The following is a 22,066-nucleotide window of genomic DNA, read 5'->3' as shown; positions in this document are numbered from 1 at the left end:
GAGGGGAGTGGCGAAATGGCAACGGTAGATCGCTGGCTGCTGCCAGATGGTATCGAAGAAGTACTGCCGCCCGAAGCGGCGCGCATCGAGGCAGCCCGCCGCCAGGTGCTGGACCTGTTCCAGCGTTGGGGCTATGACTTCGTGGTCACCCCGCATATCGAATATCTCGAGTCCCTTTTGACCGGTGCCGGCCAGGACCTCGACCTGCGTACCTTCAAGGTAACCGACCCGCAGTCGGGCCACCTGATGGGTTTCCGCGCTGACATTACCCCGCAAGTGGCGCGAATCGACGCCCACACTCTGCGCAGGGAAGGTCCGAATCGCCTGTGCTATGCCGGTAGCGTCCTGCATGCCAAGCCACGCGCATTGTCCACCTCGCGAAGCCCGATCCAGCTTGGCGCTGAACTCTACGGCGATGCCAGTCCGGCAAGTGACGTGGAAGTGATCAGTCTGATGTTGGAAATGCTTGAGCTGGCAGCCGTGCCTGACGTGCACATGGATCTTGGCCATGTTGGCATTTATCGCGGCTTGGCCAAGGCGGCTGGGTTGTCCGGCGAAGTCGAGCGTAGCCTGTTCGACGCCTTGCAGCGCAAGGCGATCGATGAGGTTGACGAGCTGACTGAAGGGCTCCCGGCTGATCTGGCGTCTATGCTGCGTGCCCTGGCTGAGCTGTGTGGTGGCCGTGAGGTTCTCGATCTGGCGCAAGGCGTGCTGATGGATGCTCCGACCGAGGTGCATCGTGCTCTGGACGAGTTGATCGCGATCGCTGATGCGCTGGAATTGCGCTATCCGGAGTTGCCGCTCTACTTCGATCTTGGTGAGTTGCGTGGTTACCACTACCACACGGGCGTGGTGTTTGCCGCCTTCGTGCCGGGTGTCGGACAGTCAATCGCCCAGGGCGGTCGCTATGACGATATCGGCGCCGATTTTGGTCGTGCCCGTCCGGCTACTGGCTTCTCTACCGACCTGAAGACGCTGGTGACCCTCGGCAGTATGGCGCAGGCGCAAGAGCTGCCGGGCGTCTGGGCTCCGGACAGCCACGATCTTTACCTCTGGCGAGAGGTAAAGCGCCTGCGTGCCGAAGGTGCGCGCGTGGTTCAGTCCCTGCCGGGGCAAGGGCTGGCCGATGCTCAAGAAGTGGGTTGTGATCGCCAGCTGAGCCTGCAGGGCGGGCGCTGGCAGGTAGTACCGCTTTCCTAGGAAGGTAAATTCACGACCGGTCGAGGCGGCCGGTCAGTAACGGGTTTCCGAGTTTTCCGCCGGCTGCTGCCGGCATCGAGCTTCCGCGAAGAGGACAAGTGTTATGGGTAAGAATGTCGTGGTCCTGGGCACCCAGTGGGGTGATGAGGGTAAAGGCAAGATCGTCGATCTGCTGACCGACCAGGCTGCCGCTGTCGTGCGTTACCAGGGCGGCCACAACGCCGGTCACACCCTGGTGATCGACGGTGAAAAGACGGTGCTGCACCTGATCCCGTCCGGCATCCTGCGCGAGAACGTCGAGTGCCTGATCGGCAACGGCGTCGTTGTCGCGCCTGATGCGCTGCTGCGTGAAATCACCAAGCTGGAAGAGAAGGGTGTGCCCGTGCGTGAGCGCCTGCGCATCAGTCCGGCTTGCACCCTGATCCTGCCGTACCACGTAGCGCTGGACCAGGCCCGTGAAAAGGCCCGCGGCGACGCCAAGATCGGCACTACCGGTCGCGGGATCGGCCCGGCGTACGAGGACAAGGTGGCCCGCCGTGGGCTGCGCATCGGCGACCTGTTCCATCGCGAGCGTTTCGCCGCCAAGCTGGGTGAGCTGCTGGATTACCACAACTTCGTCCTGCAGAACTATTACAAGGAACCGGCGGTCGACTTCCAGAAGACCCTGGACGAAGCTCTGGCCTACGCCGAGCTGCTCAAGCCGATGATGATCGACGTGGCTGCGCGCCTGCATCAGCTGCGCAAGCAGGGCGCCTACATCATGTTCGAAGGTGCCCAGGGCTCGCTGCTGGACATCGATCACGGCACCTATCCCTACGTCACCAGCTCCAACACCACAGCTGGCGGCACCGCCACCGGCTCCGGCTTCGGCCCGCTGTACCTGGACTACATCCTCGGTATCACCAAGGCCTACACCACTCGCGTAGGTTCCGGTCCGTTCCCGACCGAGCTGTTCGACGAAACTGGTGCCTACCTGGCCAAGCGCGGTCATGAATTCGGCTCTACGACCGGCCGCGCCCGTCGTTGTGGCTGGTTCGATGCGGTGATCCTGCGTCGCGCCATCGAAATCAACAGCATCTCCGGTCTCTGCCTGACCAAGCTGGATGTTCTGGATGGGCTGGAAACCATCCGTATCTGCACCGGCTACAAGGACCAGAACGGCGAAGTGCTGATCGATGCACCGACCGATGCCGACAGCTACATCGGCCTCCAGCCGGTCTACGAAGATCTGCCGGGCTGGAGCGATTCCACCGTTGGTGCGAAGAGCCTCGAAGAGCTCCCGGTTAATGCCCGCGCTTACATCAAGCGTGTGGAGGAGCTGGTTGGTGCGCCGATCGACATCATCTCCACCGGCCCGGATCGCAACGAGACCATCGTGCTGCGTCATCCATACGCCTGAGTCGCCAGACTCTCCCGAAGGGCCGCCTAGTGCGGCCCTTCGTCGTTCTGGCAATGCGGAAAATCGTGCTACTGGTCGGCACGCACTTTGCTGACACTCAATAAATCCCGGTTGTCGCCGTTACAGCGGTAACGATTGTTGAGGAGTCCATCGTCGTGCCAGCCATCTTGTCGCTGCTGCAAAGTCGTTTGTTGCGTCCTGCCTTCATCGCTCTGGGGCTTGCCCTGCTGGTGCAAGTGTTGGTGGCCGTTGTTCTGACCTGAAGCACCGTGAGTGCCCTGGTGGATGAGCTCGGGGTGCGCCTGGGGGGTGATACTCAGCGCCTGGCGGCCGAGCTGGAACAGGCGGGGCAGGAGGTCTCCGGTAGCTTGGGAGCGCTTTCGACCAGGACCCGTGAGCGTCTTTCGGCTGCGCTCAGCCAGCGGCTGCAGCAGGAGCAGGGGCAGCTGCGACAGACGCTGGAGCAGAACCTCAAGGAGTCGGCCAATGACCTGGCGCAGTTGCTCGCCGCTGTGGCGCCGCGTGCCATGTGGGACAACGATGTGCCGACGCTGTCTGAGTTCGCCCGCCGCGCCCAGCGCAATCCCAATGTTCTTTTCGTCGTTTACGACGGTGCGGATGGCCAGCACCTGACCCGTTATCTCAACCGAGAGAACCCGCAGATCAAGACGCTGTTGGCCAAGGGAGAGGGGCAGCGTGCCCTGGATAAGGTGCTCCATGCGGCAGCCAGCGACCCGTCGGTCTATCTGGTCGAGGCTACCATCAGTCCCAACGGCGTTGAGATTGGTAAGGTTCGGCTGGGGGTCTCCACGGCGTCTGTCGAGCAGCAGCTCAATGCGCTGGACAAGCGTTTCGATGCCTTGATTGCGAGCGGCGGCGAGCTGGTTGGGGACAGTCTGACTGGCGCTGCTACGGAAAGCAGTGCGGCCTTGACTGCACGGTTGCAGTCGGCGCGTGAGGCGGCCGGCAACATGAGTGCCGGTACCCGTGATGCGGTGGAGTCGGCGGCGGATCGGCTCCGTTGGCGCGTCGGCTTAGGCTTGGCACTGGTCGGGTTGGGCGCGCTGCTGGTGCTGGCAGTGGTCTTGGGGTGGCGAGTGGTCAGCCGGCTGCGCCTGTTGATCGTTGCTCTGGACGACCTGGCGGCGGGCGAGGGTGATCTTACTCGCCGCGTGAAGCTGGACAGTCGTGATGAGCTCGGCGAGATGGCCAGTGCGGTGAACCGCTTCGTCGACAAGCTGCAGCCGATCGTTCGGGAGGCTGGCGATGTCGCGCGGCAGACCGGGGTCGAGATCAAGGCTTTGTCCGACCGCAGCCTAGCGGCTGAGTCGGCGGCGCAGCGTCAGCGCAGCGAGGTGGAAGGCAGCCTGCATGTCTTGGCTGGCATGGTTGCCGAGGCGCAGTCGGAAAGCCAGGCGATGCAAAGCGCCTTGCGCCAGGTCGGCGAGATTCGCCAGGCGGCCCAGGACAACGCGGCGATCGCTCGCAAGGTTGGGGGGCTGATCGAGGCCTTGGAAGAGCGTGTCCAGAACGGAGCCGAAGTCATTCAGCGTTTGGCGCAGCAGAGCGAGCAGATCGAGATGGTGCTGTCTGTCATCCACGGCATCGCCGAGCAGACCAATCTGTTGGCGCTCAATGCTGCCATCGAGGCGGCGCGGGCTGGGGAAAGCGGGCGAGGCTTTGCGGTAGTGGCCGATGAAGTCAGGGCCCTGGCGAGCAAGACCCAGCAATCCACGGGAGATATTCAGACACATATCGTGGCCCTGCAGACCGGTGCCCGCGAAGCGGTGGCCGCCATCTCCCAGGCGCGGGAGCGTGCGGTCCAGGGGTTGGAGGCATTGCGTGACAGTGAGCGCCTGCAGCTGGGTGTGCAGCAAGCGGTGGAGCAGGTGCACGGTGCGGTGCAGGCTGCGGCGCGAGCGGCAGAGCATCAGGCCGAAGGTGCTGGCGGAGTTCGTGGCCGGGTTGATGTCATTCATGCCGAGGCCAGTCTGGCGGCGGAGGCGGTGGCGGCGACCGCCAGCAGTGGGCGCGTGCTTGCCGGGCTGGCGGACCAGCTCAAGGCCAGCTTGGGTCAGTTCAAAGCGTAGGCAACCGTCCAGGGCCTGCTATGTGTCGAGCGGGGTTGGCCGCCCCGCAGGCAATTTGGCGCTGGCTGGCAAGGCTCAAAGGCCGATTTCAGGCGTGCAGAAAGCACAAAGCCGAGCATGGCTCGGCTTTGTGTTGAAGAGTGGTGCCCAGGAGAAGACTCGAACTTCCACGGTGTTGCCACCGCTAGGACCTGAACCTAGTGCGTCTACCAATTCCGCCACCTGGGCACATTGCGATGATCGCTCATCGACTTATATGGACTTCATCGATTCAGTCGATACGGATCCACACAATCCGTTTGGTACGAAGTCGAGCCGTTGGCTCAACTTCTTAAAATGGTGCCCAGGAGAAGACTCGAACTTCCACGGTGTTGCCACCGCTAGGACCTGAACCTAGTGCGTCTACCAATTCCGCCACCTGGGCACTGGATGTTGATGATTACTCACCAATTTCCGTGTTACAACGTCTCAGCGACGCTGTGGGCGCGAACTATACGAGCCGAGTTTTGTGTTGTAAACCCCTGACCACGAAAAAAATTATTCTTCAGGCAAAGCTGACCGATAAACGGAATTCGCGCTTCAATAGGCATATGGCAAATCCAACTATGTATGAAAAGGTGATCACCCTTTGATGGTCGATTGGCAGAACCTCGATCCCGAGGCCGCCCGCGAGGCGGAAAAATACGAAAACCCGATTCCCAGCCGTGAACTGATCCTGCAACGCTTGGACGAACGCGGCGCACCGGCCAATCGTGAGCAGCTGGTGGAAGAATTCGGCCTGACCAGCGAAGAGCAGCTGGAGGCCTTGCGCCGTCGACTCCGCGCCATGGAACGCGATGGCCAGCTTATCTATACCCGTCGCGGCACCTATGCCCCGGTCGACAAGCTCGACCTGATCTGTGGGCGCATCAGTGGCCACCGTGATGGCTTCGGTTTCCTGATTCCCGATGACGGCAGCGATGACCTGTTTCTCAGCCCGGCGCAAATGCGCCTGGTGTTCGACGGCGATCGCGCGCTGGCGCGAGTCGCCGGCCTTGACCGTCGCGGTCGGCGCGAAGGCGCATTGGTCGAGATCATCGAGCGCGCCCATGAAACCCTGGTCGGCCGCTTCTTCGAGGAAAGTGGTATCGCCCGGGTGGTGGCCGACAACCCGAAGATCCAGCAGGAAGTGCTGGTACCCAGTGGCAAGCAGGGCGCTGCCAAGCACGGCCAGTTCGTCCAGGTGAAGATCGACCAGTGGCCGAGCAGCTTCCGCCTGGCCCAGGGCGAAGTCGTGGAGATACTGGGTGACTACATGGCGCCCGGGATGGAGATCGAAGTCGCCTTGCGCAGCTACGACATTCCCCATGAATGGCCGCAGGCTGTTATCAAGGAGGCCGCCAAGCTCAAGCCGGAAGTGGTCGAGAAGGACAAGGAAAAGCGCATCGACCTGCGTGAGCTGCCTTTGGTTACCATCGATGGCGAAGATGCCCGCGATTTTGACGATGCCGTTTATGCCGAGGCTCGCAAGGGCGGCGGCTGGCGCCTGATCGTCGCCATCGCCGACGTTTCTCACTATGTGAAAGTGGGGTCGGCGCTGGATGAGGAGGGTGCCAGGCGTGGCAACTCGGTGTACTTCCCCGAGAAGGTCGTGCCGATGCTGCCGGAGGTGCTGTCCAACGGCCTGTGCTCGCTGAATCCGCTGGTGGATCGCCTGGCCATGGTCTGCGACATGACCATTACCCGTGCGGGCAAGCTGACCGGCTATGAGTTCTACGAGGCGGTCATCCATTCCCATGCGCGGCTCACTTACACCAAGGTCAGCCAGTTCCTCGAGACGCCTGAGTCCGCCGAGGCCCAGCAGTTCGGCGAACAGCTGCCGCATCTGGTCAAGCCGCTGCAGCAGCTCTACAAACTCTATAAAGTGCTCCTAGCTGCGCGCCAGGTGCGTGGCGCGATCGACTTCGAAACCCAGGAGACGCGCATCGTCTTTGGTGCCGATCGCAAGATCCAGGAAATCCTGCCCACCCAGCGTAACGACGCCCACAAACTGATCGAGGAGTGCATGCTGTGCGCCAACGTGGCGACTGCACGCTTCCTGATGCAGCATGAGGTGCCGGCCCTTTACCGTATCCACGAAGGCCCGCCGAGCGAGCGCCTGGACAAGCTGCGTCAGTTCCTCGCGGAGCTTGGTCTGACGCTCAACCGCGGCAAGGCCGAGCCAACCCCGAGCGACTATCAGGCATTGCTGGAGTCGATCCGTGGGCGCCCGGACTTCCACCTGATCCAGACGGTAATGCTGCGCTCGCTCAGTCAGGCGGTCTACAGCCCGGATAATGAGGGGCACTTCGGCCTGAATTACGACGCTTACACCCATTTCACCTCGCCGATCCGCCGTTACCCGGATCTGCTGGTGCATCGCGCCATTCGCAGCGTCATCCGCTCCAAACGGACAACCGAGCATGTGCGTCGTGCCGGTGCGGCGAGCATGGTCAAGGCACGCATCTATCCCTATGACGAGGCCGCCCTGGCCCAGCTTGGCGAACAGTGCTCGATGACCGAGCGTCGTGCGGACGAGGCGACCCGCGACGTCACCAATTGGCTGAAGTGCGAGTACATGCGCGATCGCGTGGGCGAGACTTTCCCCGGCGTGATCTCTGCGGTGACCGGCTTCGGCATCTTCGTCGAGCTGATCGACATCTATGTCGAAGGCCTGGTACATGTCACGGCGCTGCCGGGTGATTACTACCATTTCGACCCCATTCACCATCGCCTTGCCGGCGAGCGTAGTGGTCGTAGCTTCCGTCTCGGCGACACTGTGGAAGTGGTGGTGGCGCGGGTCGACCTGGACGAGCGCAAGATCGATTTCGAGCTGTCCGGAAATGTGCTCAGCGCACCTGTGGGGCGCAAGTCCCGTGGGCCGGAAAAAAACGCCAAGGCATTAGAAACGCCCCGGACCGGCAAGGGCCGTGGTCGCGGCGCCAAGGCAGCTGCCCGTGTCGCGCAGGAAAAGCCACGGCATGATCCGCAGCATTCGACTGCACCTCGTCGGCGCAAGGTCGGGCAAGTGCAGGCGCTGCCGGCGGTACCCCCAGCAATGCTCGTGCAGGCTGAGGAGATGCTCGGCAACACCGACGTGAACAAGAGTCGTGCATTGAAGCAGGCGCTGATCAGCGAGGCCAAGCAAGGCGCCAAGGCCAGCAAAGGTTCGCGGCCAGCGCAGAAGGCCCTGGATATGCCAGGCAAGGCCAAGGAAGGGGGCAAGCCGCAAAAGAAGAAGGCCAAAGCCGCCAGTAAACCCTCCAAGCATCGCAAGGGTCCGCCAAAACCCAAGGCGCCCGCTACCAAGGTCAAGAAATGAGTCAGTTGGAAAAGGTCTACGGCGTACATGCCGTGGAAGCGTTGTTGCGTCACCACCCCAAACGCGTCAAGCAGCTCTGGTTGGCCGAAAGCCGGCATGATCCGCGGGTGCAGGTCCTGATCGACCTGGCGACGCAGCACCGCGTTTCGGTTGGTCACAAGGATCGCCACGAGCTGGACGAGTGGGCCGAAGGCGTCCATCAGGGCGTGGTGGCCGAAGTCAGTCCCAGTCAGGTCTGGGGTGAGAACATGCTCGACGAACTGCTCGAGCGTACGCCCGGCGCACCGCTGCTGCTGGCGCTAGACGGCGTCACCGACCCGCACAACCTCGGCGCCTGCCTGCGCACCGCCGATGCGGCGGGAGTGCTGGCAGTGATTGTTCCCAAGGATAAATCCGCCACCTTGAACGCTACGGTGCGCAAGGTCGCCTGCGGCGCAGCGGAAGTGATGCCGCTGGTGGCGGTGACCAACCTCTCGCGGACGCTGGAAAAACTGCAGAAGAAAGGCCTCTGGGTCGTAGGTACCGCTGGTGAGGCCGAGCGGGAGGTCTTCCAGCAGGACATGACCGGCCCCACCGTGCTGGTGATGGGGGCAGAGGGCAAGGGCATGCGCCGGCTGACGCGCGAGCATTGCGACTATCTGGTCAAGCTGCCCATGGCGGGTAGCGTCAGCAGCCTCAATGTCTCGGTGGCTACTGGCATCTGCCTGTTCGAGGCGGTTCGCCAGCGGGGTCGTTCCAGCACCTGAGGCGGCAGACCTTCGGTCTGCTATCGCGAATGCATTCGCTTCCACGCGCCCTCTCCCCTTGGGAGGGCGCGGGTAGGAGAGGGCGAGCGTCGCTCATGGTTTGAAGGGCCGGCCCTCCGCTTGCTCGGCAAATGAAATTCCTGACAGGGAAAATTGCCTACTTCAGGGCTGCTCAAATAATCGCCAATTCGCCTTGCGCGGTCATCGGGGCTTCTCTAGAATGTCGCCCCTTGCCGTGGGGGCAGGCTTTTTCGCGCCCTCGGTCCGGCAAGCCAAAACGAGACATTCACTCCTTGCCTGACCACAACGTTGGCAGGCTACAACCCGTAAGGAGCATTTATGCGTCATTACGAAATCATCTTCCTGGTTCACCCGGACCAGAGCGAGCAGGTTGGCGGCATGGTTGAGCGCTACACCAAGCTCATCGAAGAAGACGGCGGCAAGATCCATCGCCTCGAAGATTGGGGCCGTCGTCAGCTGGCCTACGCCATCAACAACGTTCACAAGGCTCACTACGTGATGCTGAACGTCGAGTGCAGTGGCAAGGCCCTGGCTGAGCTGGAAGACAACTTCCGCTACAACGATGCCGTTATCCGCAACCTGGTCATCCGTCGCGACGAAGCCATCACCGGCCAGTCCGAGATGCTCAAGGCCGAGGAAAACCGCAGCGAGCGTCGCGAGCGCCGCGACCGCGTTGAGACTGACGCTGTTGCCGAAGGCGACGACAGCGACAACGCTGACGAGTAATCCACGGATCTATTGAGGAGCCACATTCATGGCACGTTTCTTCCGTCGTCGTAAATTCTGCCGTTTCACCGCTGAAGGCGTGAAAGAGATCGACTTCAAAGATCTCAACACCCTGAAGGCCTACGTCTCCGAAACCGGCAAGATCGTTCCGAGCCGTATCACCGGCACCAAAGCCAAGTATCAGCGCCAGCTGGCCACCGCTATCAAGCGCGCCCGCTACCTGGCCCTGCTGCCCTACACCGACAGCCACGGCCGTTGAGACCGGGCGGTCGACTGAGTAAGGGATAGATCGCATGCGCGCCCTGGCTGAGTTCATCATGCGCGGTCGTACCCAGGCCACCCTCGTGGTGGCTGGGGCTGCGGCCCTGCCCATGATGTTCTGGCTGAGCGCGGCCGCCGGTAGCCTGGTGCTGCTGCGGCGCGGCATGAACGACGCTGTCGGCATCCTTGCCTGGGCGCTGCTACCGGCTCTTGGCTGGTGGTACTTCGGCGAACCGCGCACCCTCCTGGTGCTGCTCGGCTCGCTCGGACTGGCCCTGGTGTTGCGTTCCAGCGTGTCCTGGACGCGGGTGCTGATGGTTAGCGTGGCGCTCGGGCTGTTGTTCAGCGTGGTGCTGGGTGCGGTGTTCCGCGAGCCCATCATGGCCATGGCGGGGGAGTTGCAGAAGCTCTTGCCGCAGGTCATGGGGGGTGTCCATCCGCAGTTGTCGGAGGACGAGCGAGCGCGTCTGGATGCCATGATCGCACCGGTCTTGACTGGTTTGATCGCAGCGCTGCTGCAACTGCTTTGCGTGCTGAGCCTGACGCTTGGCCGCTACTGGCAGGCAGCCTTGTACAACCCGGGTGGTTTCGGGCGTGAAATTCGCGCGCTGAGGCTGCCGCCGGCGCTGAGCTTTGGCTTGCTGGCTGCGATGCTACTAGGTCCGAACCTGGGTCTGGAGCTCGCCATGCTGACGCCGATTTGCAGCGTACCGCTGGCCTTTGCCGGACTGGCCCTGATACACGGGCTGGTCAAGCAGGGCGGGCTGGCTGGTTTCTGGCTCGTAGGGCTGTACGTGTCGCTGCTGCTGTTCATGCAGCTGATCTATCCGTTGCTGGTGGTTTTGGCCATCGTCGACAGTCTGATTGATTTTCGTGGGCGCCAAGCGCGCAAGAACGGCCCTGGCCCCGCGAACGGTGAAGGTTAAAAGTTAAGAGGTAAGACTCAAATGGAAGTCATCCTGCTCGAAAAAATCGCCAACCTGGGCAACCTGGGCGACAAGGTGAACGTCAAGGCCGGTTACGGCCGTAACTACCTGCTGCCGCAAGGCAAGGCCACCGCTGCTACCGCTGAGAACGTTGCTGCGTTCGAAGCTCGCCGCGCTGAACTGGAAAAGCAGGCTGCCGACAAGAAAGCTTCTGCTGAAACTCGTGCTGCCCAACTGGCCGAACTGGAAGTGACCATCACTGCCAGCGCTGGCGACGAAGGCAAACTGTTCGGCTCCATCGGCACCCACGACATCGCTGACGCCCTGACCGCCTCTGGCGTTCCGGTTGCCAAGGCTGAAGTCCGCCTGCCGAACGGCACCATCCGTCAAGTTGGCGAGTACGACGTTGCTGTGCACCTGCACACCGACGTTGAGGCGACCGTCAAGCTGATCGTGATCGCTGGCTAAGCAAGCCGTCGAGTGGACTTGCACTTGGGTGCAGGGCCGCTAACATCGGGCACGTCATCGCAACAGCGATGCCGTGCCCGATGTCTTTCTACCCCAATATTTTTCCGAGCCCATGAACGATATCTCCGTCCCGGAACAATTCGACCTGCAAACTTCCGCCCTGAAAGTGCCGCCGCACTCCATCGAGGCCGAGCAGGCCGTCCTCGGGGGCCTGATGCTGGACAACAATGCCTGGGAGCGCGTGCTCGACCAGGTGTCCGACGGTGACTTCTATCGCCACGATCATCGGCTGATCTTCCGCGCCATCTTCAAACTGGCCGAACGCAACATGCCATTCGACGTGGTCACCTTGTCAGAGCAACTGGACAAGGAAGGCCAACTGCCCCAGGTCGGCGGACTGGCCTACCTCGGCGAACTGGCGAAGAACACCCCGTCGGTTGCCAACATCAAGGCCTACGCACAGATCATTCGCGAGCGCGCCACCTTGCGCCAGCTGATCGGTATCAGCAACGAGATCGCCGACAGCGCCTATGCGCCGCAGGGCCGCACCGGCGAAGAAATCCTCGATGAAGCCGAGCGTCTGATCTTCCAGATCGCCGAAGCACGGCCCAAGACCGGCGGCCCAGTCGGCATCAATGACATCCTGGTGAGGGCGATCGATCGGATCGATGAGCTGTTCAACAACGGCGACGCCATCACCGGCCTGTCCACCGGCTTCAACGACCTGGACACCCAGACCAGCGGCCTTCAGCCGGCCGACCTGATCATTGTCGCGGGTCGTCCGTCCATGGGTAAGACCACCTTCGCGATGAACCTGGTCGAGAATGCGCTGATGCGCAGCGACAAGGCGATCCTGGTGTATTCGCTGGAGATGCCTTCTGAATCCATCGTGATTCGTATGCTCGCCTCTCTTGGGCGCATCGACCAGACCAAGGTGCGTGCCGGCCGACTGGACGACGATGACTGGCCGCGCCTGACCTCGGCGGTGAACCTGCTCAACGACCGCAAGCTGTTCATCGACGATACCGCCGGCATCTCGCCTTCGGAAATGCGCGCGCGTACCCGCCGCCTGGCCCGCGAGCACGGTGAGATCGGCCTGATCATGGTCGACTACCTGCAGCTCATGCAGATTCCCGGCTCCAGCGGCGACAGCCGGGTCAACGAGATTTCCGAGATCTCTCGCTCGCTCAAGGCCCTGGCCAAAGAGTTCAACTGCCCGGTGATCGCGCTCTCCCAGCTCAACCGCTCGCTGGAACAGCGACCCAACAAGCGTCCGGTGAACTCTGACCTTCGTGAATCGGGAGCGATCGAGCAGGACGCCGACATCATCATGTTCGTGTACCGCGACGAGGTCTATCACCCTGAGACCGAGTACAAGGGCGTTGCCGAGATCATCATCGGCAAGCAGCGTAACGGCCCCATCGGGACCGTTCGCCTGGCCTTCATGGGCAAGTATTCGCGCTTTGAGAACCTGGCGCCGGGTGCGTACAACTTCGACGATGAGTAAGAAGCTGGATCAATGAACGCGGGCGTCCAGGCGGTATCATGGACGCCCGTTTTCGTTCTAGAGCCCGCCCATGCGCCCGCTGATCGCTGCCATCGACCTGTCCGCCATTCGCCACAACTATGCCGTTGCCAAGCGCTGCGCGCCGGGCCGGGAAGCGTTTGCCGTGGTCAAAGCCAATGCCTATGGCCACGGCGTGCGTGAAGTCGTCAGCGTCTTGCACGGTGAGGCGGATGGTTTTGCCGTAGCTTGCCTGGAGGAGGCGGCCGAGGTCCGGGCGCTGGATGACCAGACGCGCATCCTGTTGCTGGAGGGCTGCTTCGAGGCCGTTGAGTACCAGTTGGCCGCACAACTTGGCCTCGATGTCGTGGTGCAGGGCAGCGAGCAGGCTGCTGCGCTGCTGGCCGCACCGCTCAGCCGGCCGCTGAACGTCTGGCTCAAACTCGATTCCGGCATGCATCGCCTGGGATTCGGCGAGGACGAGTTGCGCCATTGCCATGCGCGCCTGAAGGGCGCCCCCCAAGTCGCCGAACTCAACCTGATCAGCCACTTCGCCTGCGCCGACCTGCGCGGCCACGAGCTCAACGAGCGGCAGCTGGAAAGCTTCCTCGGCCTGCTGGAGCTGGATTTCGACCGGCGCAGCCTGGCCAACTCGGCGGCGATCCTGACCATGCCCGCAGCCCATATGGACTGGGTGCGTCCCGGCATCATGCTCTATGGTGCCAGCCCCTTCGCAGATATCAGCGCCCATGAACTGGGGCTCAAGCCAGCCATGAGCCTGAGTGCGAAGCTGATTGCAGTACGTGAGGTAGCGATGGGCGAGAGCGTCGGTTATGGCGCGACCTGGGAAGCCGCGCGACCGTCGCGCATTGGCACTGTCAGCTGCGGCTATGCCGATGGCTATCCGCGCCATGCGCCCAGTGGCACCCCGGTGATCGTCAATGGCCAGCGCGTGCCTCTGGCTGGACGCGTTTCCATGGACATGCTGGCCGTGGACCTGACAGACCTTCCGAGCGCCGTCGTGGGCGACCCGGTCGAGCTCTGGGGGGCACAGTTGCCGGTGGATGAGCTGGCGGCGGCGTGCGGTACCATCGGCTACGAGTTGCTGACCAAGGTGACGGCCCGGGTGCCGCGCCGTTACCTGGCCTAAGTAAGGTCATGCACAAAGCCTGTGGGGCGAATTCATTTCCTAGGCAAGCCTGCCCTCATAGCAGCCCGCTGCGAATCCTCAGGACATCGAGCTGCAGATTGCTTTCCGCAGAGTGCTCACCGTCTTCGCCGAATACGGCCACGCCCGAGCGGCCGTGGGCCTTGACCTTGTAGAGGGCACGGTCCGCAGTCTGGTAAAGGCCGGCGAACTGGCTGGAGTGGCGAGGGAACAAGGCCACGCCGATGCTGATGCTCACGACCAGCTCCTCGTCGCCGTAGACCACCGGGACGGCCAGCTCCTCCAGCAGGCGTCGGGCAAGCTCGCGCGCCTGTAGCTCGGCATCCGGCCCGCAAATCAGTACGGCGAATTCGTCGCCACCCAATCGCGCCACGGCATCGCCGCCGCGTACGTGCTCACGCAGGCGCTGCCCGGTGATGCGCAGCATCAGGTCGCCGGCATCATGGCCGAAACGGTCATTGATTGGCTTGAAATGGTCGAGATCGATCAGCATCAGGGCCAGCGATTCCTCATTGCGCTTGGCGTTGGAGAGGGCCGATTCGGTGCGCTCGATCAGATAACGGCGATTCGGCAGCTCGGTCAGGGCATCGTGGAAGGCCGCATGTTCGAGCGCCCGTTCACGTTCGCACAGGCGTTGGTTGGCTGCTGCCAGTTCAGCCGTACGGGTGGTGACGGCTGCCTGCAACTCGTCCGCGCTGGCCTGCATCTGCGCCAGGCGTGCGGCCTTCTCGCGGTCGGCCTGTTCTAGCGCGGCGGCTTTGTCCTGTTTGAGCATCTGGATGCGGTAGGCAAGGGCGAAGGAGAACAGGATCGATTCGGCGGCGATGGCCACCGGGAACATGTAGGCGGTGAAATTGATCGGCTGGATGATGCCGGCTGCGCGCATTACCAGGACTGCAGTGCTGACCAGCACCGTGCCGTAGCCCAGCAGGTAGAAGCGTGCCGGGAAGAAGCCTTGGCGCCAGCGGATGACGGCGATGATCAGGGCCGTGGGCACCGTCACGATTGGAGTTACGGCGATCAGGACGGCACCCTCGGCGCGGTAGCCGAAGAGGTTGATCAGGATGGCGACGGCGTAGAGCGCGCAGGCGACATTGAATAGTCGATCAGCCCAGCGCAAGCCTCGCTGTGCGCAGAGCAGTTCCTGGGTGAAACGCATCACGAAGATGCCCCAGAGCGAGGGCAGGGTAATGCGGTCCAGCCATACCGGCACTGGCGCGTCGGACCAGAAATACTGGAAGCCGTGGCCGGTCATGCTGAGGATGAACACCAGCGCGCTGCCGGTGGCCAGCACGTACCAGAGGTAAGCGCGGTCACGCAGCGCAATGAGGATGAACAGGTTGTACAGCAGCAGCGCCAGGATCACGCCATAGACCAAGCCGAAGCCGAGGTTCTCGCCAGCCTTCAGTTCCTTGAGGTCATCCAGTTGCCAGATCTTCAGCGGGAACGAGTTGCCCGCCGGGTCATAGCTGCGGAAGTACAGGGTGAGTGGTTGGCCCTCGATCTCCGGGAGCTGGAACAGCATGCGCCGATAGGAATAGTCGCGCGTCCGGGCAAAGGGCAGGGCCTCGCTGGACTCCCGCTCCGTCCAGCCACCCTGGCCGTCCGGCAGGTAGAGCTGGACGCGCTGGACGGTGATGCCCGAGTTCTCCAGCCACCATTGCTTTGGCGCTTCGGGGCTGCGGGTCAGCTGTACCCTGACCCACCAGACGCTCCGGCTCTGGCCCACGCTGGCGCGACCGGCTGCTGGCATGAATCGCTGCTGCACCTCGGGCCGGCCCATGTCGGCGATCCCAAGGCTGCCGTCCGGGTCTTCGAGCAGCTCGATGTAAGCATTCAGGGACTCGCCGCTGCTGCCTGGGGTCAGTTCGATGGCCGCCAGTGCAGGCACATTGGTGCCAAGCCAGCAAAGTAGCAGGAACAGTGAAAAGGTCAGGCGTGACACCGCACATGCTCCTTGTTGGTGACGACTTGTTCGGCGTGGCGGGCGGCAATTTGGCAGGAGTATAGCGACCTGCAGGAACTGTGATCACAGGGCGGTCGATGAACGTCCAGCTTGTGGGTTGGCACGCAGAAACCTAGCGTAGGCGTCGGATTTGCTCAAAATTTGTGCTATATTTCGCGCCCCGTGAAAAGCCCGCTGGTCAAAAAATATGCAAGCTGCGAAGCCCCTGTTCGACTATCCGAAGTACTGGGCCGAGTGTTTCGGTCCTGCACCTTTCCTCCCGATGAGCCGGGAAGAAATGGATCAGCTCGGCTGGGATTCCTGCGACATCATCATCGTGACCGGCGATGCCTACGTTGATCACCCGTCCTTCGGCATGGCCATCATAGGCCGTCTGCTGGAAGCCCAGGGCTTCCGCGTGGGCATCATCGCCCAGCCGGACTGGCGCTCGAAGGACGACTTCATGAAGCTCGGCGAGCCGAATCTGTTCTTCGGCGTGGCGGCGGGCAACATGGACTCCATGATCAACCGCTACACCGCGGACAAGAAGATCCGCTCCGACGACGCCTATACGCCCGGCGGCATGGCCGGCAAGCGCCCGGATCGCGCCAGCCTGGTCTACAGCCAGCGCTGCAAGGAGGCCTACACTCACGTGCCGGTGGTGCTCGGTGGCATCGAGGCGTCCCTGCGCCGTATCGCCCACTACGACTACTGGCAGGACAAGGTGCGTCGCTCCATCCTGATGGACGCCACCGCTGACATTCTTCTATACGGCAACGCCGAACGCGCCGTGGTCGAGATCGCCCAGCGCCTCTCCTACGGACAGAAGATCGAAGACATCACCGATGTGCGCGGCACCGCTTTCCTGCGCCGCGACACCCCTGAGGGCTGGTTCGAGATCGACTCCACCCGCATCGATCGTCCGGGCAAGATCGACAAGATCATCAACCCCTACGTCAACACTCAGGACACCGCCGCCTGCGCCATCGAGCAGGAGAAGGGGGCGGCCGGCGAAGACCCGCAGGAAGCCAAGGTCATCGAACTGCTGCCCAACCCGCGGCTGACACGCGACAAGACCGTGATCCGCCTGCCGTCCTTCGAGAAGGTGCGCAATGACCCGGTGCTCTACGCCCACGCCAACCGCGTATTGCACCTGGAAACCAACCCCGGCAACGCCCGCGCCCTGGTACAGCGGCATGGCGAGGTGGATGTCTGGTTCAATGCGCCGCCGATCCCCATGACCACCGAGGAGATGGACTACGTCTTCGGCATGCCCTATGCCCGCGTCCCGCACCCGGCTTACGGCAAGGAGAAGATCCCAGCCTACGAGATGATCCGCTTCTCGGTGAACATCATGCGTGGCTGCTTTGGCGGCTGTACCTTCTGCTCGATCACCGAGCACGAAGGCCGCATCATCCAGAACCGTTCGGAAGAGTCCATCATCCGCGAGATCGAAGAGATCCGCGACAAGGTCCCCGGCTTCACTGGTGTCATCTCCGACCTCGGCGGGCCGACCGCCAACATGTACCGTATTGCGTGCAAGAGCCCGGAGATCGAGAAGCACTGCCGCAAACCGTCCTGTGTCTGGCCGGGCATCTGCGAGAATCTCAATACCGACCACTCGGCGCTGATCCAGCTGTACCGCTCGGCCCGCGCGCTGCCCGGCGTGAAGAAAATCCTCATCGCCTCCGGCCTGCGCTATGACCTGGCCGTGGAGTCGCCGGAGTACGTCAAGGAGCTGGTGACCCACCACGTCGGCGGCTACCTGAAAATCGCCCCTGAACATACCGAGGAAGGGCCTCTGGGCAAGATGATGAAGCCCGGCATCGGCTCCTATGACCGCTTCAAGCAGATGTTCGAGAAATACTCGAAGGAAGCGGGCAAGGAGCAGTACCTGATCCCGTACTTCATCGCCGCCCATCCCGGTACCACGGACGAGGACATGATGAACCTCGCCCTCTGGCTCAAGCGCAACGGCTTCCGTGCCGACCAGGTGCAGGCCTTCTACCCCTCGCCCATGGCCAGTGCCACCGCGATGTACCACTCGGGCAAGAATCCGCTGCGCAAGGTCACCTACAAGAGCGAAGGGGTGAAAATCGTCAAGAGCGAGGAGCAGCGCCGGCTGCACAAGGCCTTCCTGCGCTACCACGATCCGAAGGGCTGGCCGATGCTGCGCGAGGCGCTCGAGCGCATGGGGCGCGGCGACCTGATCGGCAACGGCAAGCACCAGCTTATCCCGGCCTACCAGCCGGCCACTGACGAGTACCACAGCGCCCGCCGCAAGAACTCGACCCCAGCTGGCAGCAAGAAGGTCGGCAAGGCCATGTTGACCCAGCACACCGGCTTGCCGCCACGCGGCAGCGACGGCAGCAATCCCTGGGACAAGCGCGAGCAGGCCAAGGCCGCCGCCTTCGCCCGCAAGCAGGCCGAGAACAAGGCCGCGGCCGCGGAGAAAGGCGGCAAGAAAAAGCCCGGCAAGCGGCCGGCCGCGCCACGGTGATGAGAACGCCAGCCTTCGGGCTGGCGTTTTTGTTTGGAGGCGCCCCCTCCCCCAACCCCTCTGCCTTGAGTTGATCGGGTGACTCGCGCCTGAAGCTCTGGAGCAGCATTGCCTGGCTCAGTGCCGTGCCGGGCGCCGTATCAACCTCGGCACGGACAATTTCCCTCTCCGCTTCAGGGCGAGGGTCGGGCTTCAATCCCAGCATTCCCCCAAGATGCTTATGCTCAATCGGCCTAAGCGGCCACGCACGAATTCCTTTCTCCTTCATCTTTGGCCGCTAGGCTGGAAGGGCGGCTGACACTCCGACGAACCATTCTTGTGCGGTCGGGTCGTCAGGGGGCAGATGTGGCCCCGTCCTGGTGCCCTCAAGGGTCGGAACCGCCGCAAATCCATACTTGGGGGCTGGCACAAGTCTTGCGCGCTCCCGGATATCGCCCAGGCTCGCAGGAGGCCCGCCGTGTCGATCCATGTCGCACTGCATCACGTCACTCACTATCGCTACGACCGGGAGGTCAATCTCGGTCCGCAGATCATCCGTCTGCGTCCTGCGCCCCACAGCCGTACGCGGATCCTCGGCTATTCGCTGAAAGTGGCGCCTGGCAAGCACTTCATCAACTGGCAGCAGGATCCGCAGGGCAACTACCTGGCGCGTCTGGTGTTCCCGGAGAAAACCCGGGAGCTGAAGGTCGAGGTAGACCTGGTCGCCGAAATGGCGGTGTTCAACCCCTTCGATTTCTTCCTCGAGCCCTATGCCGAGCAGATTCCCTTCACCTACACCGCCGATGAGCGGCGTGAGTTGGCGCCTTACCTGAGTTGCTTGCCGGCCACGCCGCTGTTCGCCGACTATCTGGCCGGCATCGACCTCACGCCCAAGGGCAGCGTCGACTTCCTGGTGGCGCTGAACCAACGTCTGGCCCGGGATATCCGCTACCTGATCCGCATGGAGCCTGGCGTGCAGACGCCTGAGGAAAGCCTGGAAAAGGCTTCCGGCTCCTGCCGCGACTCCGCCTGGCTACTGGTGCAACTGATGCGTCACCTTGGTCTGGCGGCGCGCTTTGTGTCCGGCTACCTGATTCAGCTCACCGCTGACCAGAAATCCCTCGATGGCCCCAGTGGTACTGAAGTGGACTTCACCGACCTGCATGCCTGGTGCGAGGTGTACCTGCCGGGCGCGGGTTGGATCGGCCTGGACCCCACCTCCGGCCTGTTCGCCGGCGAAGGCCACATCCCCCTGGCCTGCAGCCCGGAGCCGTCCTCGGCGGCTCCGATCACAGGTGGTGTGGACGAGTCCGAATGCGAGTTCTCCCATGAAATGCGCGTCGAGCGGGTCTGGGAAGCGCCAAGGGTGACCAAGCCCTACAGCGAGGAGCAGTGGCAGGCGATCCGTGCGCTGGGCGAACGCATCGACGCTGACCTCGCGCGCGGGGACGTGCGCCTGACCATGGGCGGCGAGCCCACGTTCATCGCCATCGACTACCCCGATGACCCCGAGTGGAACACTGCCGCCCTGGGACCGAACAAGCGCCGCCTGGCCGCCGAGCTATTCCATCGCCTGCGCGGGCATTACGCCCCTGAAGGCCTAGTGCACTTCGGCCAGGGCAAGTGGTACCCCGGCGAGCAGCTGCCGCGCTGGTCCCTGAACTGCTACTGGCGCCGCGATGGCGAGCCGATCTGGCAGGAGCCGGAGCTCCACGCGGACGAATCGCGCAGTTACGGTGCCGACAATGACCTGGCGGCACGCTTTCTCCGTAGCGTCGCCGGCCGCCTGGGGCTTTCCGGGGAGTCCCTGTTTCCGGCCTTTGAGGACTGGTTCTACTACCTCTGGCGCGAGCGCAAGCTGCCGGCAAACGTCACCCCCGAGGATGCTCGTCTGGCGGACCCACTGGAGCGCGAGCGCCTGCGCAAGGTGTTCGAGCGAGGCCTGGGCGAGGTGGTCGGCCAGGTCCTGCCGCTGGCGCGCAGTCCCGACGGCAATGCGTGGGAAAGCGGCCGCTGGTTCCTGCGCGACGAGTATTGCCGGCTGATTCCCGGCGATTCGCCCTTGGGCTATCGCCTGCCACTGGACTCTCAACCATGGGCTCGCGAGGCCGATTATCCCTATGTCAATCCCGCCGACCCTGGCCAGGCATTCCCGCCTCTGCGCCAAGCCGCGCAGCTCCGCCAGCAACTGCGCGAGGGAGGACCGCAGGCTCGCTCCGGCGAGCGCGAGCCGCAGCGGCACCAATCGGCTGGCTGGATCACCCGCACGGCGCTCTGTGCCGAGCCGCGCGAGGGGCGGCTGTACCTGTTCATGCCGCCGCTGGCCGAGCTGGAAAGCTACCTGGAGCTGGTGGCGGCTATCGAGGCTACTGCCGGTGAGCTTGGCTGCCCGGTATTGCTGGAAGGCTACGAGCCGCCCAGCGATCCGCGGCTGGTCAATTTCCGCGTTACCCCGGACCCGGGCGTGATCGAGGTGAACATCCACCCCTCGGCCAACTGGGAAGAGCTGGTGGAGCGCACCGAGTTCCTCTACGAGGCGGCCCGCAAATCCCGCCTTTCCAGTGAGAAATTCATGGTCGACGGCCGCCATGTGGGCACCGGCGGTGGCAACCATTTCGTGCTCGGCGGCGCTACCCCGGCGGACTCCCCTTTCCTGCGCCGCCCCGACCTGCTGCGTAGCCTGATCAGTTACTGGCACAACCACCCGTCGCTGTCGTACCTCTTCTCCGGCCTGTTTATCGGCCCAACCTCCCAGGCTCCACGGGTGGACGAGGCGCGCAACGATGCCCTCTACGAGCTGGAAATCGCTTTCCAGCAGATGCCCGAGCCAGGCGCCGACTGTCCGCCCTGGCTGGTGGATCGGCTGTTGCGCAACCTGCTGGTAGACGTCACCGGCAACACCCACCGCGCCGAGTTTTGCATCGACAAGCTCTACTCGCCGGACAGCAGCACTGGCCGTCTGGGCCTGCTGGAGCTGCGGGCGTTCGAGATGCCACCCCACGCACGCATGAGCCTGGCCCAGCAGCTCCTGCTGCGCGGCATGGTGGCGCGCTTCTGGGATGAGCCCTACCAACCGCCCAAGCTGGCGCGCTGGGGTACGGAGCTGCACGATCGCTTCCTGTTGCCGCATTTTGTCCAGCAGGACTTCGAAGACGTGGTCCACGAGTTCAATACGGCAGGCTATCCGCTGCGCGCCGAATGGTTCGCCCCACACTTCGAGTTCCGTTTCCCCAAATACGGCGACTATTCGGTGAAGGGTATCGACCTGGAGTTGCGCCAGGCCCTGGAACCTTGGCATGTACTGGGCGAGGAGGGGGCCGTGGGGGGTGCCGTGCGCTACGTGGACTCTTCGCTTGAGCGGGTGCAGCTCAAGGTCACCGGCATGGCGCCGGACCGTTACGTGGTGACCTGCAACGGTGAACCAGTGCCGCTAAGACCCACCGGTCGGGTCGGCGAGTTCGTCGCCGGAGTACGCTACCGCGCCTGGCAGCCGGCCTCCTGCCTGCAGCCGACCATCGGCGTACAGGTGCCGCTGGTGTTCGACATCGTCGATACCTGGATGCAGCGCTCGCTCGGCGGATGCCAGTACCATGTAGCCCACCCTGGCGGGCGCAGCTACGACAGCTTCCCGGTGAATGCCTATGAGGCCGAGAGTCGGCGCCTGGCGCGCTTCTTCCGCCATGGGCACACTCCGGGCAAGCTCGAAGTGAGCCAGCCCAGGGTCAATGATGAGCTGCCGATGACCCTGGACCTGCGCCGCATCTAGGGCCAACGAACAGAGTCCGGTCGGCGA

14 protein-coding genes and 2 tRNA genes are annotated in these 22,066 nt (G+C 63.2%); 13 read left to right on the top strand and 3 right to left on the bottom strand.

The window, feature by feature from the left end:
* The first annotated feature begins 15 nt into the window (after positions 1-15).
* The 3 genes from J7302_RS05335 to J7302_RS05325 all read left to right on the top strand — a co-directional run bounded on the left by J7302_RS05335 (position 16) and on the right by J7302_RS05325 (position 4,689).
* Positions 16-1,200, top strand: coding sequence for an ATP phosphoribosyltransferase regulatory subunit (locus J7302_RS05335; protein WP_215371491.1), 1,185 nt, complete (start codon positions 16-18; stop codon positions 1,198-1,200).
* 103 nt (positions 1,201-1,303) lie between these two features.
* On the top strand, positions 1,304-2,599 hold the full coding sequence (locus tag J7302_RS05330) for an adenylosuccinate synthase (RefSeq protein WP_215371488.1): 1,296 nt from the start codon (positions 1,304-1,306) through the stop codon (positions 2,597-2,599).
* 269 nt (positions 2,600-2,868) lie between these two features.
* Positions 2,869-4,689 carry a methyl-accepting chemotaxis protein gene (locus J7302_RS05325; protein WP_349814425.1) on the top strand — a complete coding sequence of 607 codons (1,821 nt, stop codon included), beginning with the start codon at positions 2,869-2,871 and terminating at the stop codon, positions 4,687-4,689.
* Between the two features lie 141 nt (positions 4,690-4,830).
* On the opposite strand, the gene J7302_RS05320 is transcribed toward J7302_RS05325, so the two are convergent.
* Together J7302_RS05320 and J7302_RS05315 are read right to left on the bottom strand one after the other, a co-directional pair.
* Positions 4,831-4,917, bottom strand: a tRNA-Leu gene (locus J7302_RS05320).
* Between the two features lie 109 nt (positions 4,918-5,026).
* Positions 5,027-5,113, bottom strand: a tRNA-Leu gene (locus J7302_RS05315).
* A 207-nt stretch (positions 5,114-5,320) separates the two neighbouring features.
* On the opposite strand from J7302_RS05315, the gene rnr reads away from it, so the two are divergent.
* From rnr to alr, 8 genes are all read left to right on the top strand, one after another.
* Entirely contained in the window at positions 5,321-8,029 is a 2,709-nt protein-coding gene (rnr, locus tag J7302_RS05310; protein WP_215371486.1) for a ribonuclease R, read from the top strand.
* Complete coding sequence (rlmB, locus tag J7302_RS05305; protein WP_215371484.1) at positions 8,026-8,775, top strand: 23S rRNA (guanosine(2251)-2'-O)-methyltransferase RlmB; 750 nt, start codon at positions 8,026-8,028, stop codon at positions 8,773-8,775. Before rnr ends, rlmB begins: the two co-directional genes overlap by 4 nt.
* 339 nt (positions 8,776-9,114) lie before the next feature.
* On the top strand, positions 9,115-9,522 hold the full coding sequence (gene rpsF, locus J7302_RS05300; protein ID WP_215371481.1) for a 30S ribosomal protein S6: 408 nt from the start codon (positions 9,115-9,117) through the stop codon (positions 9,520-9,522).
* Positions 9,523-9,550: 28 nt separating this feature from the next.
* Positions 9,551-9,781: a 30S ribosomal protein S18 gene (rpsR, locus tag J7302_RS05295; protein WP_016495030.1), complete on the top strand. Its 231-nt coding sequence runs from the start codon at positions 9,551-9,553 to the stop codon at positions 9,779-9,781.
* A 34-nt stretch (positions 9,782-9,815) separates the two neighbouring features.
* Positions 9,816-10,709, top strand: a complete 894-nt coding sequence (locus J7302_RS05290; RefSeq protein WP_215371479.1) for a YybS family protein — start codon at positions 9,816-9,818, stop codon at positions 10,707-10,709.
* 21 nt (positions 10,710-10,730) lie between these two features.
* Entirely contained in the window at positions 10,731-11,177 is a 447-nt protein-coding gene (gene rplI, locus J7302_RS05285) for a 50S ribosomal protein L9 (protein ID WP_215371477.1), read from the top strand.
* Positions 11,178-11,289: 112 nt separating this feature from the next.
* Positions 11,290-12,684, top strand: coding sequence for a replicative DNA helicase (dnaB, locus tag J7302_RS05280; protein WP_215371475.1), 1,395 nt, complete (start codon positions 11,290-11,292; stop codon positions 12,682-12,684).
* 70 nt (positions 12,685-12,754) lie between these two features.
* The gene (gene alr, locus J7302_RS05275) at positions 12,755-13,831 is read left to right on the top strand and encodes an alanine racemase (protein ID WP_215371472.1); all 1,077 of its coding nucleotides are present in this window, start codon (positions 12,755-12,757) and stop codon (positions 13,829-13,831) included.
* A 55-nt stretch (positions 13,832-13,886) separates the two neighbouring features.
* Here the strand turns inward: alr and J7302_RS05270 are convergent, their stop codons facing one another.
* Positions 13,887-15,794 carry a diguanylate cyclase domain-containing protein gene (locus J7302_RS05270; protein WP_215371468.1) on the bottom strand — a complete coding sequence of 636 codons (1,908 nt, stop codon included), beginning with the start codon at positions 15,792-15,794 and terminating at the stop codon, positions 13,887-13,889.
* Positions 15,795-16,002: 208 nt separating this feature from the next.
* On the opposite strand from J7302_RS05270, the gene J7302_RS05265 reads away from it, so the two are divergent.
* Together J7302_RS05265 and J7302_RS05260 are read left to right on the top strand one after the other, a co-directional pair.
* Positions 16,003-18,294: a YgiQ family radical SAM protein gene (locus J7302_RS05265; RefSeq protein ID WP_215371464.1), complete on the top strand. Its 2,292-nt coding sequence runs from the start codon at positions 16,003-16,005 to the stop codon at positions 18,292-18,294.
* A gap of 457 nt (positions 18,295-18,751) precedes the next feature.
* A complete protein-coding gene (locus J7302_RS05260; protein ID WP_215371460.1) occupies positions 18,752-22,039 on the top strand; it encodes a transglutaminase family protein in 3,288 nt (1,095 codons plus the stop codon).
* Positions 22,040-22,066 lie beyond the last annotated feature (27 nt).

The sequence above is a fragment of the Metapseudomonas boanensis genome, assembly GCF_018704125.1.
In the GTDB taxonomy this organism is placed as follows: Bacteria; Pseudomonadota; Gammaproteobacteria; order Pseudomonadales; family Pseudomonadaceae; genus Metapseudomonas; species Metapseudomonas boanensis.
Note: the sequence above shows the minus strand (reverse complement) of the source record. Positions and strands in the feature narration are given on the sequence as shown.

Excerpts from the sequence above, each read along its gene's own strand:
- J7302_RS05335 (WP_215371491.1), top strand. The coding sequence starts at position 16 with ATGGCAACGGTAGATCGCTGGCTGCTGCCAGATGGTATCGAAGAAGTA.
- J7302_RS05330 (WP_215371488.1), top strand. The coding sequence starts at position 1,304 with ATGGGTAAGAATGTCGTGGTCCTGGGCACCCAGTGGGGTGATGAGGGT.
- rnr (WP_215371486.1), top strand. The coding sequence starts at position 5,321 with ATGGTCGATTGGCAGAACCTCGATCCCGAGGCCGCCCGCGAGGCGGAA.
- rlmB (WP_215371484.1), top strand. The coding sequence starts at position 8,026 with ATGAGTCAGTTGGAAAAGGTCTACGGCGTACATGCCGTGGAAGCGTTG.
- rpsF (WP_215371481.1), top strand. The coding sequence starts at position 9,115 with ATGCGTCATTACGAAATCATCTTCCTGGTTCACCCGGACCAGAGCGAG.
- rpsR (WP_016495030.1), top strand. The coding sequence starts at position 9,551 with ATGGCACGTTTCTTCCGTCGTCGTAAATTCTGCCGTTTCACCGCTGAA.
- J7302_RS05290 (WP_215371479.1), top strand. The coding sequence starts at position 9,816 with ATGCGCGCCCTGGCTGAGTTCATCATGCGCGGTCGTACCCAGGCCACC.
- rplI (WP_215371477.1), top strand. The coding sequence starts at position 10,731 with ATGGAAGTCATCCTGCTCGAAAAAATCGCCAACCTGGGCAACCTGGGC.
- dnaB (WP_215371475.1), top strand. The coding sequence starts at position 11,290 with ATGAACGATATCTCCGTCCCGGAACAATTCGACCTGCAAACTTCCGCC.
- alr (WP_215371472.1), top strand. The coding sequence starts at position 12,755 with ATGCGCCCGCTGATCGCTGCCATCGACCTGTCCGCCATTCGCCACAAC.
- J7302_RS05265 (WP_215371464.1), top strand. The coding sequence starts at position 16,003 with ATGCAAGCTGCGAAGCCCCTGTTCGACTATCCGAAGTACTGGGCCGAG.